A 17,532-nucleotide genomic window follows, 5' to 3' on the forward strand; every position below is an offset into this window, starting at 1 on the left:
GGAGGACACAATGATAAAGAGCATGACTGGCTTTGGTCGCAGTGAAATAAGTGAGGGGAAACGCAAGATTTCCGTGGAAATGAAGTCAGTTAATCATAGATATTTGGAAGCGGGTATCAAAATGCCAAAGAAATTAAACATTTTTGAGGCGCGTATCCGTGATTTATTAAAAAAATATGCACAGCGCGGAAAGATTGACATTTTCATTACCTATGAAGACCTTTCCGAAACCAATGTCAATTTAAAATATAACCGCGACATTGCGGCAGAATATATGGATATTTTTGAACAGATGGCATCACAGTTTCATCTTGACAATGATATGACGGTTTCCGCACTTTCAAGATATCCGGAGGTCATTACGACAGAGGAAGTCAAGGTCGATGAAGAAGAACTGTGGCATTTTATTGAAAAAGCCGTATGCGCCGCGTGTGAACAGTTTGTTGCCGCCCGCATTACCGAAGGGGAACATTTAAAGAAAGATTTGCTTGATAAGCTTGATAATATGGCAGGGCTGGTTGATTTTATCGAAGCACGCAGTCCGCAGATTATGAAAGAGTACCGCGGCAAATTAGAGCAGAAAGTGACAGAACTTCTCAGAGAAAATCCGTTTGATGAAAATAAAATGGCGGCGGAAGTTATTTTATATGCGGATAAAATCTGTGTTGATGAAGAAACTGTCCGTTTAAGAAGCCATATTGACCATGCAAAAAGCTGCTTGAACGAAGACGGCGGTATCGGCCGCAAGCTGGACTTTATCGCACAGGAAATGAACCGCGAAGCCAACACCATTTTATCGAAAGCAAATGACCTTGAAATTTCAAATAAGGCGATTGATTTAAAAACAGAAATCGAAAAGGTACGCGAACAAATTCAGAATATTGAATAAAACTGCTTGCCAGCTTTCGGAAACTTATGTATAATAAAGAGTACGAATGAAAATAGAGGGATTGCCATGAATAACAGAGGAATTTTAATTGTTCTTTCCGGATTCTCAGGAGCCGGTAAAGGAACGGTTGTAAAGAACATTTTAAAGACGTATCCGGATGAATATGCGGTATCTGTTTCTGCAACCACAAGAGCGCCAAGAGAAGGTGAAACCGACGGCAGGGAATATTTTTTCAAATCCACTTCCGAATTCCAGAAGATGATTGCCACAGGCGAACTGATCGAATATGCGCAGTACGTGGGCAACTATTACGGCACACCGCGCCGCTATGTGGAGGAACAGCTTGAAGCCGGTAAGAATATCATCCTTGAAATTGAGATACAGGGAGCTTTTAATATTAAAAAGATGTTTCCTGATGCAGTGCTGATGTTTTTAATGCCGCCGACTGCGGCAGAGCTTGAAAATCGTCTGCGTGGCAGGGGAACAGAAGACGAAGCCACGATTAAAGCGCGTCTTGCCCGTGCGACACAGGAAGCGGAAGGCGTTGAAGGGTATGACTATATTGTTATCAATGATACGGTCGATGCCTGTACACAGCGTATCCACGAAATTGTTACCAGTGAGAAGATGAAAGCTTCCCACAACCTGACTCTGATTGAAGACATCAGAGAAGACTTAAAAATCTATGCAAAAGGAGAATAAACCATGATACATCCATCGTATTCAGAATTAATGAACGTTATCAACAGCGAGGTAGAAGAAGGCGAACAGCCGTTAGTACAGAGCCGCTATTCAATTGTAAAGGCTGCTGCTACCCGTGCAAAGCAGATTATTGATTCCAGAGCCATTGAAGAAAAACTTTTGAAAATGCCTGAAAAGGATAAGGATAAGGTCAGTGAACCGGTACTTTCCGATGACGAAGAATTCCGTTTAAAGCTCGGTGAGCCGACTATTCCGAAGTCAAGCAACATGAAGCCTTTATCAATCGCCGTAGAAGAACTCTACGAAGGCAAGGTAAAGATTGTAAACAACGCAAACGACATCAGCGAAGATGAATAAAGCCAATATAAAATAATGCACTGTGGCAGATATATTTTATATATTTTGTAAACGGTGCGGATTATTTTTAAATGATGCCTGGGATATGTTCCGATATGTGAGTGTATCTCAGGCTTTCTTTTATTTTATTCATTGGCGGCGCATTGTCAGTGGCAAATATAGGTATTGCAATCAGATTTAGCACCAATATTGTCATTAGTGGCGTTAGTTCGCATTTTATACTATAATTGTATATTAAATATTTCAGATAAAATAAAAAGGAGTTGTGTCCTATGAGCGGAAAATATAATGAATCAAATCAGTCTATCAGTTGTTCTGTCTGTAAGCAGTGCGGCGGCTGTCAGTACGTTGATATTCCTTACGAAAAGGAATTAAAGAAAAAAAGTGCCTATTTAAAACAGCTTTTTGAAGGGATCTGCACCGTTGGAGAAGTACACGGTATGTATCGTCCTGCATTTTACCGCAACAAAGTGCATGCCGTTGTCGGTCTTGACAAGCAGAAAGGCATTGTGACCGGAACTTATGCGGAAGGCACACACCGCCTTGTCCCGGTCGATGTCTGTATGATTGAAGACCAGAAGGCTGACAGCATTATTGCAACACTGCGAGAACTGTTTGCTTCCTTTAAATATGTACCGTACAACGAAGATACGCACCGTGGATTTATGCGCCACATTTTAATCCGCCGCGGATTTTCCACGAAAGAAATGATGGTTGTCTTGGTGACCGCCGACAATAAATTTCCGTCCAAAAATAATTTTCTCAAGGCACTGCTTGAAAAGCACCCGGACATTACAACCGTTGTGCAGAATATCAACGATTACTCTACAAGCATGGTTCTTGGCAAAGCCAATAAGGTTTTATATGGAAAAGGTTATATTGAGGACGTGCTGTGCGGCTGCCGCTTCCGTATCAGCCCGGAATCTTTTTATCAAATTAATCCGTCACAGACCGAAAAGCTGTACAAAACGGCTATCAGGCTGGGCGGCATTACAAAAAATGATGTGGTCATTGATGCGTACTGCGGCATCGGAACGATTGGCATTGCGCTGTCTTCCCATGCCAAAAAGGTTATCGGCGTAGAGTTAAATCCGCAGGCGGTCAAGGATGCACAAACCAATGCCGATTTAAACCACATTAAAAATATCCAGTTTGTCAATGAAGATGCCGGTGACTTTTTAGTCCGCTACGCCGAGGGCGGCAGGGCAGACGTTGTCATCATGGACCCACCAAGAAGCGGCTCTACCCCGGAGTTTTTGCAATCCCTTCTGCAAATCAAGCCGAAACGCATCGTCTACATTTCCTGCAACCCGGAAACACAGGTACGTGATGTGCGCGTACTGCAAAAAGGCGGTTATAAGGTGGAAAAATGCGAGGGGTATGATATGTTTCCGCATACTTTTCATATTGAGAGCGTAATTCTGTTGACTAAAGTACAGAAGTAAAAGTGTGAAAAAGGCTTGAAATAAGTGCTTTTCCGAGGGCTTGGACGTAAATACAAGTCCTCGGATTTTCTACGTTTTGAGAGCTGCCAAGAGGCAGATTTTTATAGTTGGATAGACAGAAGTATTGATTTGGGGTTGGGTAGATAAAAATATTGAATTTAGTTGCCTGTTTTTTAGTACAGCATTTTTGATATTATGATAATTGGAATTAAACAAAATTTCATATATTCATATGCATTCATATAAAATCATACAAAATCATATGAAATACATTGAAAAGCGTATTAGAAAGTGGTAAAATAAATCATGGCTGATTTTAAAGAGAGGTATTCGATATGGAAAAAATAATAGATGATAGATGGATAGGTATAGAAGAAGCTGCTAATTATTTAGGCGTTAATAAAGATACAATCCGTAATTGGATAAAAAAAAATACTGGAATCCCAGCTCATAGGATTGGTAAATTGTGGAAGTTCAAAAAGTCGGACTTGGATATTTGGGTAAAAAGCGGTCAAGCGGCAATTGATGATTAAGGAGTGATATTAAAATGAGAACAATGCTTTTAAGTTTTAAGGCAGATGTTTATAAGAGGGTTATAACGGGAGAAAAAATATACGAACATAGAAAAGTTTTTCCTGATGAACCTATTCTAGCATACTTATATGTTAGTGCTCCTGTAAAGGCCATAGTTGGAATAATAAAACTGGAGAATAAGATTAGTATTGAAAGCTGGAAAGATAAATATTTCTATGATACGGATGCTATTGCTCGTATTGATGCTTATTTAGAACATCATAAATATGCTATGGAGATAACAGAATTTCAGGAAACTAATAGTATATCCCTAGAAAAATTACGAGTAGATTTACCAGGATTCGTTGTTCCACAAATGTACTATTATATTGATGATTCTGAACTGTTGAATTATTTAGAAATGAACCTTAAACCGATAGGAAAAAAGATAGTTCATGATTTCTCAAATATTTCTAGCAATTTAATATGTAAAAATTAAAGGAGAGCCTTAATGGAAAAAAAACAAGAATTAGAATTATGGACTTCCTTAAATGCAAAAAGTCGAACTATTGAAAATAAAATGGACTCATTGGAAAGAAAGCGTACTGGAAGTTATTATACTGATCTGCAATTGACAGATGTTATGATGGAAGAGTTAGTGCAAAATTTAAAGCAAGGCAAAAAAAGATTGATTGAATACAGTTTCTTTGAACCTTGCGTTGGAGCAGGAAATTTCGTTTTTTCATATATTAAAGCTATAAAAGAAACGGGTATAAGCAAACCAGATGCGATTATTCTTTTGAACAATATATATGTTTCAGATATAAATGAAGATGCGATAAAGGGGTATGCTGAATCTTTACGAACGTTAGCATTGTTATATTGGAACATTGAACTGACAGAAGAGTATTTTAAATCACATACAGGTACGGGTTTGTTGGTAGACGTTACTGCCAATGTGCTAGAATACATCGGTTTGGAAACTGTTTTCCCAGAACAAGCATCAAATGGGGGATTTGATATTGTAGCAACTAATCCGCCATATAAAAATCTTAAAGCCGAACGAAATCAATATGCTAGTGAGGAAGAGTATGAAAAGGATAAAGACAAGTACTCCGAAATTTCAAAAATTGTATCATCTAGATTTTTGTATTCAACTAGCGGTGTACTTAATTTGTACAAATTATTTGTCGAGGAGATTATTGATAAGTATGCTAGTGATAAGGCGTATGTTAGTTTGTTAATACCCTCATCAATTATGTCTGATAAGACTTGTCAGAAATTAAGAACGCATATGCTGATGGATGAAAAAGTTCTCTCAGTCAAGGTGATTAGTGAAGGGAGTCAATATATAGACGCACAGCAGGCATTAAGTGCAATTTTGTTGCAAAAAGGGAAGATGACAGATGTAATTGATATTACTAAAGATTACTGTGAAAAACCAAACGATATTGCAAGAGTTTCAATAAAAGATATAATTAACGAAAACACAGGAAATGCTATTCTTGCAGTTTCAGAAGAAGAGTATCAAGTTTTAAAGAAGTTGCGAAATTTTCCAGTTATCAAAGAGCTGGATTTTATTGCTAATTTACGTGGCGAACTTGATTTGACTACTAACAAGAAAAATATTGTACAAGCGGATACTGGATATCGTTTGTTAAGAGGACGAGATATAGGGTATTACAAATTGCTCCCAAACGGGTCTGATGATTTTGTGTTGGGAGATTTCGTTAATACCACAAAGAAGAAAATATACATTGAACATGAGAGAATTATTTGTCAACAAATTGCTAATATGAATAAAGAGCGAAGAGTGACTTTCTCATATGTGCCTGCAGGTAATGTTTTAGGAAACTCATGTAATTTTATCTCAGTTTCGACAAATAAATATGGTATTGATATTTTTGCATTATTGGGTCTGCTAAATACGAAAATAATCAATTGGTTGTTTAAGTTAACGAGTAGCAATAATCATGTCAATAATTATGAAATTGATTGTTTCCCAATACCTATCGGTGCCAAAGAGGAATTATTAAGAATCTCAAGTTTAGTACGTGGATATTTGGATACTGATGACACTGTGATTTTAGACGAGATAGAACGTCTTGCTGAAAATGCATATGGACTAAATAATGAACTAGGAGATGATGAGATGGAGGATAATACGTATATCAATGAGTACTTGAGTGCAATTCAAAATATACTGCCGGGCATTGATAAAGAAACAGCTAAACAAATCTTATTTGGCGAAGTTAAAATTGATGCGTTTTGTGAAGGGTTGAACAAATTTTATTTCAATGTAGTAAGTGGGATCACGAGTAAATATGTTGCATTGTTCAATGGATATTTGTTAAACCATACTACATTTAAATTGAGTGATTTGGATTTAGAGATGATTAAGTATGTTCCGCAAGGAGGAAGTTGGAAAGATATTCCGATGGAAACGGTTGAAAAATCCAAACGCCTAAAACGTATAACAGAAACAGGTGGACGTACAACATTGTACGGAAGAATAGATTATGAAAAGCCAAGTTATACTATAACAACATACTTTAATAGGCCTGGGAATGGCACATACGTGCATCCGATACACGAACGAGTATTATCTGTAAGAGAAGCTGCTCGTTTCCAGGCTTTTAGAGATGATTACTATTTCTTTGGAAATAAAACACAACAGCTTAAACAAGTTGGAAATGCGGTTCCTACTTTATTAGCTTATCAAATCGGTAAGAAGATTAAGGATGTAACAGGATGTTCAAAATCTATTGATTTGTTTTGCGGAGCTGGAGGAATGACAGCTGGATTTAAAGCGGCAGGCATTTCATCATTAATGAGCAATGACATTGAAGAGAGTGCTTGTACTACTCTTAAAATCAACAATCCTGAAATTGATGTGTTATGTGGAGATATTACTCAAGAAGAAACAAAGGCGAAATTAGTGAAAGCTGCACATGAAGGAGGTGCTGACCTAATATGTGGCGGACCGCCTTGTCAAGGCTTTTCTATGGCTGGATTTAGAGCTGAGGATGACCCCAGAAATCAGCTGTTTAGAGAATTCGTGAACATTGTAAAAAGGGTAAATCCTAAAGTCATTGTGTTTGAAAATGTTGAGGGATTACTAAGTTATCAGGGGGGGAAAACCTATAGAGAAGTACACGCTTTATTTTCTGAATTAGGTTATAACACTGAGGGAAGAACACTATTGGCAAGTGAATATGCGGTTCCTCAAAGAAGAAAAAGGGTGATTATTATATGTACAAGGCAGGATTTGGGAGTATATCCTAGTGAGTTGTTTCCAAAGCCTATCACCATAAATGGTAATCAGGTTACAGCTAGGGATACAATATCGGATTTGGAAAATGTTGAGTGTGGAAACAATGCTAGATATTCTGAAACTAATGAATCAGAAATACTCAAATTCTTTAAAGGAACTATATCTTATGATGAATATATATCTAAGATGACTTCAGATGATAAAGAAGTAGCAGGTTTAGAAGAAGAACCCAAATATGACCAACTTAGTTTGCTTGATTTGTTGTAAAAATAGAGGGTAAACGCCCCATCCCATGTACCTGTAAATATCCCGAAAAATTTGATATAACCATAATAATACAGTTGCACAAGTTGTACGATTTTAACGAATTGTACAATTCGTGCGACTATCACAAATTTTTCAGGAGGTTGGATAGGCTACAATTAACTGGACAGATTTTTTAAGGTCATATAATCTATAATAAATACACAAAGGAGCACTCATTATGACCGAACCAAAACGACGAAGAAAACCTCGTAAATATACCGATGAATTCAAACAGCAACTGGTGGAACTATATCGTTCTGGCAAACGCAGATGCGATATCTGCCGTGAATATGACATTTCTACTTCCCTGTTTGACAAATGGGTAAAGCAGGCATCCAATTCCGGCTCTTTCCATGAAAAAGATAACCGGACTCCAGAGCAGGAAGAACTGATCCGGCTTCGGAAAGAAAACCAGCAGTTAAGAATGGAAAATGATATTTTAAAACAAGCGGCGCTGATCTTAGGACGAAAGTAAATGTGATCAAAGCAAATGCTCACAAATACTCTGTATCAGCAATGTGCCGCGTCCTACAGGTAAATAGAAGCACTTATTATTATGAAGCAGCAACAAAAAAAGATGTATCAGAACTTACTGCAGACATTCAGGAAATTTTTAGAAAAAGCCGGAACCATTATGGTACACGAAAGATCAAGAAAGAACTGGTTGATTGCGGGAAACAGGTATCAAGACGCAGGATTGGACGGATCATGAAACAGGAAGGTTTGATATCAAGCTATACTACAGCTCAGTTTAAGCCGCAAAAAGACAGATGTAATGAATCAAAAGTGGCAAATGTGTTGAACCGACAATTTCAAAACCAGCCATACCGTAATGTGGTGGTAAGTGATTTAACTTATGTAAGGGTAGGAAACCACTGGAATTATATCTGTATACTGATAGACCTTTTTAACAGGGAAATCGTTGGATACAGTGCAGAAGAACATAAAACAGCAGAGCTTGTAAAACAGGCATTTAGGAAAGTAGAAGGCAATCTGTCGGAAATCCATATCTTCCACACAGACCGGGGAAATGAATTTAAAAATGAGACGATTGAGGAACTGCTAGAAACGTTTCATATAGAACGTTCCCTGAGCCATAAGGGATAGCAGAGACAGCCAAAGTTATAGCCATTACTCGTTACGTTTCATTGCCATCATCCATGAACTGTGAATAGAGAAGATGAGGTGTTACCGGATTGGCATCCTCATCGATTGAGGCTGCATACTCGCCAACGGTGTATCCGTCAAGTGCAATGGCAATAACTATATCTGCTACTGCAGGTTTAAGAAGACTTCTCAATGTTTCACAGCATTCTTCGTATTCAAGCTGGTTATGTACGCCATCAATAGAAATGTTAAAGGCTGACTTATCAGCTGCTCTGAACATGATTGCCTCTTCTGTGTTGACCTCAACTGTCCCGTCCTTGCTCTTCATATAAGCGTTGCCAGTATGACGGTCATGCTTGTGCCAGCTGTTGTAATCAGGTCTGTTAAATCTCTCTTCGATTACATCTTGGATTCTCTTTTCGTAGTCTTCCTGACTTTGTTCTTCTGAAATGGAGATATTTAACCATTTCTCCAATTCCATATTTTCGACCTCAAGTGTCTGATACTCGTTCTCGTAACGAATCTTGATTTTCATAAAGTTCCTGCCTTTCTGCCTGGTTCTTGCAGAAGGACATAGGAAACAAATAGGGTCAGTGCTTATAGAAGTGCCGACCCATGAATTGCCTGAAAAAGGGCATAAGGAAATAAGGGTACTTCTATCGCACCTTTCACAGGTTATCCTGTGATCAATGCCGATATCTGTATCCCAATGCCCTTATAGCTAATCAGGCCTTGTGATATTTACTATTTGATATTTTTCCAAAGGGAGATGGACTGGTTGATTATTCAATCCAGCTCTGTCCACCCTTGTTGCCAGTATTACTTACGCTTTTCTGGTCTTGTTTGTGCTAATGCACTTCCAGCAACAGACTTTGATGTCTTGCTGAATATTCCATCACGAAGAACTTTTCTTGCTTTCGAAGCAACTGCCTTGGATGTTTGCTTTGAGTTCTTAGCCATTGCCAATCACCTCACTTTAATTTTGGTCTGAAGATTTATATCAGTTTTACGAGATTTCCTTCACAATCACTTATCAAAACTTGATAAGTGTAGATTTTTTCATATTTTTCTGATATAATATTGAGAAAGTGTTGATGCGGTAGGTCTAAACATTTCCACGTCTTATCTCAATCTTCACTTATAAACCTATAGTGGCTAAGGTTTTCGTCAACAGGCTAACTCCCTGTTTTCGTCTTTCTAAGCTTTCTAAGGTTACTAAATGAAAAGTCTAATCCCCCAGCTATGCTGGGGAGAATGGAATAGTTGGAAACGGTGAGGATATCAATAAAAAACCTCCTGTGATATATTAAGAATGGTGTCGCAAGCCAAACTTAATCACAGGAGGTGGTCCATATGGACAATAGAAGTTTATCACATACAAAATGGAAATGCCAATATCACATCGTATTTATTCCAAAATATCGGAAGAAGGTATTGTATGGAAAAGTAAGAGAAGATGTGCGAGAAATTCTGAGCACACTGTGCAAATACAAAAATGTCGAAATAATAGCAGGTGCAGTTTGTGTAGATCATGTACATATAAGTATTGCAATACCACCAAAGTTAAGTGTTTCAGATTTCATGGGATATTTAAAAGGCAAAAGTACCCTGATGATATACGACCGTCATCCAAAATTGCAAAGCAAATGGGATAAAGCATTTTGGGCAAGAGGATATTATGTAGAAACAATCGGTAATATCACAGACGAAGCAGTACAAAAATATATAAAAGAGCAAGCAGAAGAATCGGGAAAAGAAGATTCAAGAAGTACCGCTTTATAGCGGACCAGTAAAAATGCTTGCGACACCGCCCTTTGGGGCGAGCAGTAACATAGCCCTTTGGAGGGCTTATAACAAACCACCAGTTGAACTGGTGGTTGCTGACTAAAAGCGTCACAAAGGAAAATTTAAATAGTATTACAGATGTTGAACTTCCGGTATTCTTGCTTTCAGTATTGCACTTTGTCAACACACAAAGACCTGATAACACAAAAGGCCGTGCAACATTTGAGAAATGGCATACCCAAAGCGGAAAGAAATCACCTTGGAAGTTTGTGTCTTCTGTTCGTACTACAAATGAGAAAATTTTTGCCGTAAAAACAACCATTGAAGGTGCAAATACCTCTGACACCTTTCCTACAGATGATGTTGTTGAAGTAGTTAAATCTGAAAATCAACCTAAAACTCCAAAAGCAAGAATTGAAGATAAGATTCTTGTTTCCGGGAAAGCTGCAACTGATGCTTGGGGAAAAGTAATGGAAACTCTGGCTGATGATATGGAAAAAGGGAAAGCAGATCAACCCGAAAAACCAAGGCTTGTCATAAATAAATTAAGTGAGAATGACCCCCTTTTTCTAAAAAGATTTAGAGAAGGTGCAAAACCTTTATTCAAATACTGTATTGATAATGACCCATCTGCAGAAGCAACGGACTTATTCCTTTCAGATAACATTACGGATTTTATCAATAGTTGGAAATTTGAATATCGAGAAATTGAAGATTATGCCTTTCAAACTTTAGTAAAGGATCCGATGGATATTTTAAGTGAATACACTTACTATCTTTCAGTTTAATTCCTTCGCGTGATTCCCGGAAGAAACATCTTGTGGTTTAGAAACGAATCATGGGAGGAAGGCGAACAACTAAGAAAAGTTCTTCAGCCAGAGTCGTACAGACTGCGATGTGAAATAAGAGATTTATATCTTCGCTTATATCCTCTTCCAGAAGAAGATACTAAATCCGAAAACACAACCATCATTCAGCAACAGACAAATGTTGTTCAAAACGGAGATAACAACATTAATCTGACCAATAACGGAACGATAAACATCAAATTATAGGAGGATGGCAAATGAATAAAAATAATAATTCAATAATCAACAGCTCTGCTCCACCATCGATACAGCAAACAGGTCAGAATAATGTTAATGTAACAAGAATATGTAAACAAAAAAATAGTAGCAATATCAGAAAAGAAAAAAGCTCTCGAAGAACAACTTGCTCTTTTTGATGGTATCGATGTAGAAGAAAAAATGCAGGAAATCATCGATAGCATAAAAGTAACTGAAGAAAAAATATCGGCAGCAACCTCCACAAGAAGAGAGATACTTGGACAGATATTGGAACTTCAAGAGCAAGCAGCTGAATGCAATCTTCTGCAAGGAAGATATGCTACCCTTCGAGGTCAGTATGTTTCAGACATTTACGAAGATTAGTAACAACAAAATTTTGGTAGTCGGCATGACTGCCACAGTTAACAGGTAACATAAAAAATCGCCTCCAATCGAAAGATATCTGCCGCCGCGGGCGACGGTTCATACTAATTAATAGGCGCGGAGCGCCGCATTTTTCGATAGATTTGTCAAGTGTTTTTGACAAAAAAAGTGGGGGATTTTAATAAAAAGGGAATCTGAAAGTCTTATATTTACTGGTTTAGAGATTCCGAGAGATCATTTATATAAATAGGAGGATTTAAAATGTCTACAGATGAAAAACAATGGCATCCCAGATTTTTAAAGTACATGGAGAAAATCGTAAACCATCAAAATTACAAAGGATTAGCTATCAAAAAGAAACCCGACGGTTCATATGCATGGATAGCAACTGCAAAATCTGATATTGGTCGACAAAGAATAGATTGGTGCATCTCAAAAGGGCAAGAACTTGGTTTTATTGTAGAACACGAAGCCTATCCAGGAATGTACGCCGATGTAATGTTGGAAATTCACCCAACTAAATGGAAAGTCTGCCAAATTTGTGGTAGGGAAATGTCCTTATACTACCACTATCCGAACGCAAACTTTCTTAAATCCTTAAATAAACAATTTAACTCCGATTTTACAGACTGTGACCATATTAGTGATATATGGGATGAATTAACCAATAAAGGAATACGAAAGGTCGAAATTGCGTCGTTCTTAATATCAAAGGGCTCTCTTAATCTAAATGCCGCTACTGCAACTAAAGAAGAAATTATTGATGCTTTAGAATACGCTTGCCGTAAAGGTGACAAAAAATGCCTTGGCCCTGGTGCTATGTCAAATTTCCCAGATCGATATGATGGCTTCCATACATACAATCGATGCTGCCGAGCTACTCAAGATAAAGGACGATCAAAAGAAAATTTGAAGTCTTACACAAAAGACAGACGCGCATATGAATATTGGAGTGATGGTAATATTCATGCTGCAAATCAGTTTATGGGTAGCAGTTTTTTTGATGGTACATCCGCGGATCATATAGGTCCTATCTCTTTAGGCTTTATCCACGACCCAAGATACTTGCAGCCTATGCCAGGAGGAGATAACTCTTCAAAAAGAGATAGATTACAGATTGTTGATATTGAAAGAATTATTGAAACTGAACATCGTACTGGTATATACCCAATGTCATGGCAGTCCAAACTAATTTGGGAATTTATAAAATCAAACTACAACAAATTCCCAGATAAAGTGCCTACCATTTATCGCGATGCACTCAAACAAAATATGGCTAATTTTATGCATATTTTAAGAACAATACTCGAAAACTGTCCAAACTATGGCGAGGATTTTCTGGTTAATACTTATCTTGTCCCTAATTACCAGTATTTCAAATATACCTATAAATTTAACGAAAAGGGAGAAATTATATCTCAGGAACCAAGACATTACACAGATCGAAATCAACACGAAACAGATAGATATAAACGAATAGCCATTGAGTCTGTCTATGATTACAGCGACAAAGATAACAGAAATAATAAGCACGACTTAACAGCAACAGAATTATCTACTCTTACCAAGATTTGTTTTGTAATAGAATCTTGTAAAAAACCAAGTGATTGCAAACAAATGATTTCTCAGCTTGTCGAAAGCATCGAAAGACGTATTATTTCTAGCTTATAAGAGCACTAAAGAGGGAGTAACTCACCACGGTTACCCCCTCTATTGTAAATGCTCCATCCCATGTACCATGACTTTTAAAAGACCGCTAACCACGGTCTTTTTGTTTTCTGATATATTCTGACAGCTTTGGTGACCATGGAAGAAAATCTTCCAGAAATGAGCGGTCTGTATCGTCCATATGTGCCGGTATCTGGGTCAACAGATATTCAAAGTACTCATAAGGCTTTAAGTTATTAGCTTGCGGCACCGCCCTTTGGGGCGAGCAGTAGCATAGCCCTTTTGAGGGCTTATAACAAACCACCAGTTGAACTGGTGGTTGCTGACTTAGAAATAGCAAAAAAGGACACCTCCCATGAAACTCATCCTATCCGGCGACACACACGGAACATTTGACCTTGATAAAATTATAACATTTTTTCAAAAACAGAATACAACTTACACAAAAGAAGATTATCTCATAATCTGCGGAGATACCGGCATTTGCGGGTACTCTGAAACAGAAGAAACCAAAGTCAGGCACATTTTAAGAAATCTTCCGGTTACAACGCTTTTTATAGACGGAAACCATGAAGATTTTAAAAAATTAAATGCCTTTCCGGTTGAAAAATGGCATGGCGGCAATGTCCATTTTATTGAAAAAGATATTATTCATCTGATGCGTGGACAGATTTTTAATTTAAGCGGCATTACATTTTTTACTTTTGGCGGGGCATACAGTCCTGACAGAGCATATCGGGAGGAGGGTATTTCATGGTTTCCGGAAGAACTTCCCTCCCGGCAGGAATATTTAGAAGGCTGGGAAAATTTGAAAAAATCGGGTTTTAAGGTCGACTATATTCTTACCCATACCGCACCCAAAAACATTGTTTCCCAAATGGGATATAAAGATTTACCCGGTCGCAACGAAGAAGCACCTTTAAGAGAATTTTTACAGCAGGTAGCCGACCATACTGATTTTAAGGCATGGTACTTTGGACATTTTCATAAAGATTGTAAAATAGCAGATTCTTTTTTCTGCTTATATGATATACTTTCATTAATACAGAGGTAATTACGAATTCAAGAAGATAAGTTGGCGTGCGCACAGAATGCCCTTCCAGAGAAATGCGAACAGTTATCTTATCCTGATTTTTTGAATCAGCGTAGAATTTTGATTGTCCAAATCGTAATGAAAGCATATGAAAAATTGTGTAAATAGAGAAATTCAATTTTTTATTGAGAGAATGTTTGAAATGTTGTATTAGTTTGAGCTGAAGGAGGAAATTCAATTTGAAAAAGAAAAAAGATGAAGTAACAATCCGTTCCAGCGCAGCAGAATATCTGACCTATGTTGCTTCCATTGGTGACCAGCAGGACAGCATTGAGATGCGCTACGAGAATGAAAATATATGGCTGACACAGAAGATGATGGCCACATTGTACGATGTAGGAACAAATACAATTAATTATCATATTAAAAAGATATTCGAGGATAGTGAGCTACAGGAAGATTCAGTTATTCGAAAATTTCGAATAACTGCTCCTGACGGGAAAAGCTACAATACAAATCACTATTCCTTGGAGATGATTATTGCCGTAGGTTTCAAGGTCAATTCTGAGCGTGCGGTACAGTTCCGTAAATGGGTGAATCAAATTGCGAAGGATTATACTATCAAGGGCTGGGTTATAGATGACGAACGTCTGAAAAACGGCGGTTCTGTACTTACAACTGAATACTTTGACCGTTTACTTGAACAGATTCGTGAAATCCGCCTGTCAGAGCGCAGATTTTATCAGAAAATAACTGACATTTATGCTACGGCACTTGACTATGACCGCACAGCCAGAACAACCAAACAGTTCTTTGCTAAGGTGCAGAATAAAATGCATTATGCGGTACACGGACATACGGCAGCAGAACTGATTTATGAACGCGCTGATGCGGAAAAACCTCATATGGGACTTACCACATGGGCAACAGCACCGGAGGGTAAAATTGTAAAAAGTGATGTAAGCATTGCAAAGAATTATCTTACTGATAAAGAAATGCGTTCATTAGAGCGTATTGTATCTGCTTACCTAGATTTGGCAGAAGACCGTGCAGAACGCCACATTCCGATGACAATGGAGGACTGGTCAAAGCGTCTGGATTTATTCCTGATGGCAGATGACAGAGAAGTTCTTCAAGATGCAGGGAAAATCACAGCGGAGATTGCCAAGGCAAAAGCTGAAACAGAATTTGAAAAGTATCGTGTGATTCAGGACAGATTATTTATGTCCGATTTTGATAAGTACATACTGGAATTAGAAGAAAACGTAAAGAAATGATGTCTGTTTCTGTGCGTATGCGTACAATTAATCAACAAATTTTTAAAATAAGAGGACAAACATGACCAGAAAATATACAGAATCCGAAATCAGAGATATCATTGCTGACAATTTACAATGTATTGAACCCGGCATGGTATTAATAGATACAGAACATTATCTGCCGAATTATAAAGGAACAAAAGGCTTTGTTGATATTCTGGCAAAAGACTGCAAAGATCATCTGACGGTTATAGAAGTAAAGAAAAGTAATTCTACTGCGCGGGAAGCAATCCATGAAGTTTTTAAATATCTAGAAGGTGTAAAAATAAACAAAGGACTGCGGGACGATGAAATCCGTTTACTGATTTTGTCTACCGAGTGGGATGAGCTGCTCATTCCTTTTTCTTCTCTTTGTCAGAACAGTACCGTTAATATCGAGGGGTATCGTATTCAGGTATCTGAAAATCGTACACTGTCATCTGTAAAAAGAGTACAGCCTATTATGCACAATCATGAACGTCTGTTTTGTGAACATCATATGCTGCGTGCATATACTACAGAACAGAAATTACAACAGGCAATCCAGGAACATATTACATCTTTTGAAACAAAAGGAATTTATGATTACGTTCTTGTTATATTAAAAGCACCAAAAAATCATAGAGAAAAAGAGCTTGCTGCCATGGAAATGCCCTACGTCGGCTACTCTCAGGAAGATAGAGCCTATATGTCAACCCACAACCATGAACACTATCCCGACTATAAATTTATTATTTATTCTGCAAGCCAGTTACAATCTGAAGATATTTACTGGGATATATTAAAAAAAGATGCTGACATCTATTCAAACGTATCAGAATTTTTTACAGAAGATTCTGACGAAGAAGATTATCTGTCAGACCTTCATGATTATGCAATAAATTCTGTTGCCCCTGTTCCGTCCTGTGATACTGAAGATATCGGTTATGCCGCAAAATTACAGAATTATATTTATAACCAGAACTGGACGGTTGAAAAAATTATCAGAGGAAAAATCTTTAACAATGAATTTTTATCGGACGAAACCATTTTGGACGAATTGTGTGGTGCACGAGGCGGTACGCGCCAAAAATATTTATTGGAATTTGATTCGGAAAATATTACTGCACTGAAAAAAATGAAAAGAGAAGTCAGTTATTGTTTACAGGATAACAAGCAATGGAAAGTACCTGTTACAACCATTCTTGATACGCTGATAGACGAATGTGATAAAAAATCATTTAAAGGGAAGATATATATTTATAATCCTATGCATACCTTATACACGCTTTATCTGATAGCTGCACATAATAATATTATGAATTGGGCACCTTGTTTTTTCATTGTCGTGGAATATCCGGATCAGACGGACGTATATTTTGGCGAAATGAAACATACCGGAAATATTCAGGATTTTGATATTGTTATAGAAAAATATTTTGGAAAAACATTATGGGATTTAGCGTTTTCATTGACATGGGGTGGTTACCTGCCAAATGATGTACAAATTGCAAAGGATTTAGGACTGGGTTACGGTGTATATAAAACAAGCAATATCTATGGCAAATCAACGCATTATGAATATTTAGATTATGAATTTACAGAATGTGATGAAATTTCCTCAATGAAAGCTCTTACAGAATATTTTACCCAAAACATCAGTGTAATAAACCGAATCGTTGACCTGTTTGAAAAGGACATGCCTGCCAAAGGATATACTTTCATCTGATGTTTCATTGAAAATCA

The 17,532-nt window shown here is 37.5% G+C and carries 17 protein-coding genes and 2 pseudogenes; 16 read left to right on the top strand and 3 right to left on the bottom strand.

The window, feature by feature from the left end; all coding sequences use genetic code 11:
* Positions 1 to 10: 10 nt before the first annotated feature.
* From LI288_RS05640 to LI288_RS05675, 8 genes and pseudogenes are all read left to right on the top strand, one after another.
* Positions 11 to 889 (top strand): YicC/YloC family endoribonuclease, encoded by an 879-nt coding sequence (locus LI288_RS05640; RefSeq protein ID WP_227089722.1) that lies wholly within the window; start codon positions 11 to 13, stop codon positions 887 to 889.
* Positions 890 to 955: 66 nt separating this feature from the next.
* Positions 956 to 1,591, top strand: a complete 636-nt coding sequence (gene gmk, locus LI288_RS05645; protein WP_227089723.1) for a guanylate kinase — start codon at positions 956 to 958, stop codon at positions 1,589 to 1,591.
* 3 nt (positions 1,592 to 1,594) lie between these two features.
* A complete protein-coding gene (gene rpoZ / locus LI288_RS05650; RefSeq protein ID WP_022431229.1) occupies positions 1,595 to 1,948 on the top strand; it encodes a DNA-directed RNA polymerase subunit omega in 354 nt (117 codons plus the stop codon).
* A 272-nt stretch (positions 1,949 to 2,220) separates the two neighbouring features.
* The gene (gene rlmD / locus LI288_RS05655; protein ID WP_227089724.1) at positions 2,221 to 3,393 is read left to right on the top strand and encodes a 23S rRNA (uracil(1939)-C(5))-methyltransferase RlmD; all 1,173 of its coding nucleotides are present in this window, start codon (positions 2,221 to 2,223) and stop codon (positions 3,391 to 3,393) included.
* Between the two features lie 335 nt (positions 3,394 to 3,728).
* On the top strand, positions 3,729 to 3,926 hold the full coding sequence (locus LI288_RS05660; RefSeq protein ID WP_227089725.1) for a helix-turn-helix domain-containing protein: 198 nt from the start codon (positions 3,729 to 3,731) through the stop codon (positions 3,924 to 3,926).
* 14 nt (positions 3,927 to 3,940) lie between these two features.
* Positions 3,941 to 4,405, top strand: coding sequence for a hypothetical protein (locus tag LI288_RS05665; protein WP_227089726.1), 465 nt, complete (start codon positions 3,941 to 3,943; stop codon positions 4,403 to 4,405).
* A 12-nt stretch (positions 4,406 to 4,417) separates the two neighbouring features.
* Positions 4,418 to 7,447 (top strand): Alw26I/Eco31I/Esp3I family type II restriction adenine-specific DNA-methyltransferase, encoded by a 3,030-nt coding sequence (locus tag LI288_RS05670; RefSeq protein WP_227089727.1) that lies wholly within the window; start codon positions 4,418 to 4,420, stop codon positions 7,445 to 7,447.
* A gap of 217 nt (positions 7,448 to 7,664) precedes the next feature.
* Positions 7,665 to 8,590, top strand: a pseudogene (locus tag LI288_RS05675) (IS3 family transposase); the annotation flags it as partial.
* A 34-nt stretch (positions 8,591 to 8,624) separates the two neighbouring features.
* On the opposite strand, the gene LI288_RS05680 reads toward LI288_RS05675, so the two are convergent.
* The gene (locus LI288_RS05680) at positions 8,625 to 9,128 is read right to left on the bottom strand and encodes a hypothetical protein (RefSeq protein WP_227089728.1); all 504 of its coding nucleotides are present in this window, start codon (positions 9,126 to 9,128) and stop codon (positions 8,625 to 8,627) included.
* Between the two features lie 284 nt (positions 9,129 to 9,412).
* Positions 9,413 to 9,553 carry a hypothetical protein gene (locus tag LI288_RS05685; RefSeq protein WP_227089729.1) on the bottom strand — a complete coding sequence of 47 codons (141 nt, stop codon included), beginning with the start codon at positions 9,551 to 9,553 and terminating at the stop codon, positions 9,413 to 9,415.
* Between the two features lie 393 nt (positions 9,554 to 9,946).
* Here LI288_RS05685 and tnpA point away from each other — a divergent pair, with 393 nt between their 5' ends.
* The 5 genes from tnpA (at position 9,947) to LI288_RS05710 (ending at position 13,479) form a co-directional block, all read left to right on the top strand.
* Entirely contained in the window at positions 9,947 to 10,375 is a 429-nt protein-coding gene (gene tnpA / locus LI288_RS05690; RefSeq protein WP_227089730.1) for an IS200/IS605 family transposase, read from the top strand.
* A gap of 83 nt (positions 10,376 to 10,458) precedes the next feature.
* The gene (locus LI288_RS05695; protein WP_227089731.1) at positions 10,459 to 11,166 is read left to right on the top strand and encodes a hypothetical protein; all 708 of its coding nucleotides are present in this window, start codon (positions 10,459 to 10,461) and stop codon (positions 11,164 to 11,166) included.
* A 278-nt stretch (positions 11,167 to 11,444) separates the two neighbouring features.
* Positions 11,445 to 11,603 carry a hypothetical protein gene (locus LI288_RS05700; protein ID WP_227089732.1) on the top strand — a complete coding sequence of 53 codons (159 nt, stop codon included), beginning with the start codon at positions 11,445 to 11,447 and terminating at the stop codon, positions 11,601 to 11,603.
* A 22-nt stretch (positions 11,604 to 11,625) separates the two neighbouring features.
* Positions 11,626 to 11,808, top strand: a complete 183-nt coding sequence (locus tag LI288_RS05705; protein ID WP_227089733.1) for a hypothetical protein — start codon at positions 11,626 to 11,628, stop codon at positions 11,806 to 11,808.
* A 261-nt stretch (positions 11,809 to 12,069) separates the two neighbouring features.
* Complete coding sequence (locus tag LI288_RS05710) at positions 12,070 to 13,479, top strand: Alw26I/Eco31I/Esp3I family type II restriction endonuclease (protein ID WP_227089734.1); 1,410 nt, start codon at positions 12,070 to 12,072, stop codon at positions 13,477 to 13,479.
* An 85-nt stretch (positions 13,480 to 13,564) separates the two neighbouring features.
* Here LI288_RS05710 and LI288_RS05715 read toward each other — a convergent pair.
* Positions 13,565 to 13,720: pseudogene (locus LI288_RS05715) on the bottom strand (transposase domain-containing protein); the annotation flags it as partial.
* A gap of 111 nt (positions 13,721 to 13,831) precedes the next feature.
* On the opposite strand from LI288_RS05715, the gene LI288_RS05720 reads away from it, so the two are divergent.
* The 3 genes from LI288_RS05720 (at position 13,832) to LI288_RS05730 (ending at position 17,515) form a co-directional block, all read left to right on the top strand.
* Entirely contained in the window at positions 13,832 to 14,530 is a 699-nt protein-coding gene (locus tag LI288_RS05720; protein WP_227089735.1) for a metallophosphoesterase, read from the top strand.
* Between the two features lie 218 nt (positions 14,531 to 14,748).
* Positions 14,749 to 15,786, top strand: a complete 1,038-nt coding sequence (locus LI288_RS05725; RefSeq protein WP_227089736.1) for a virulence RhuM family protein — start codon at positions 14,749 to 14,751, stop codon at positions 15,784 to 15,786.
* Between the two features lie 61 nt (positions 15,787 to 15,847).
* Entirely contained in the window at positions 15,848 to 17,515 is a 1,668-nt protein-coding gene (locus LI288_RS05730; protein ID WP_227089737.1) for an endonuclease NucS domain-containing protein, read from the top strand.
* The last annotated feature ends 17 nt before the right edge of the window (positions 17,516 to 17,532 follow it).

Source organism: Lachnospira pectinoschiza, from assembly GCF_020564355.1.
GTDB lineage: Bacteria > Bacillota > Clostridia > Lachnospirales > Lachnospiraceae > Lachnospira > Lachnospira intestinalis.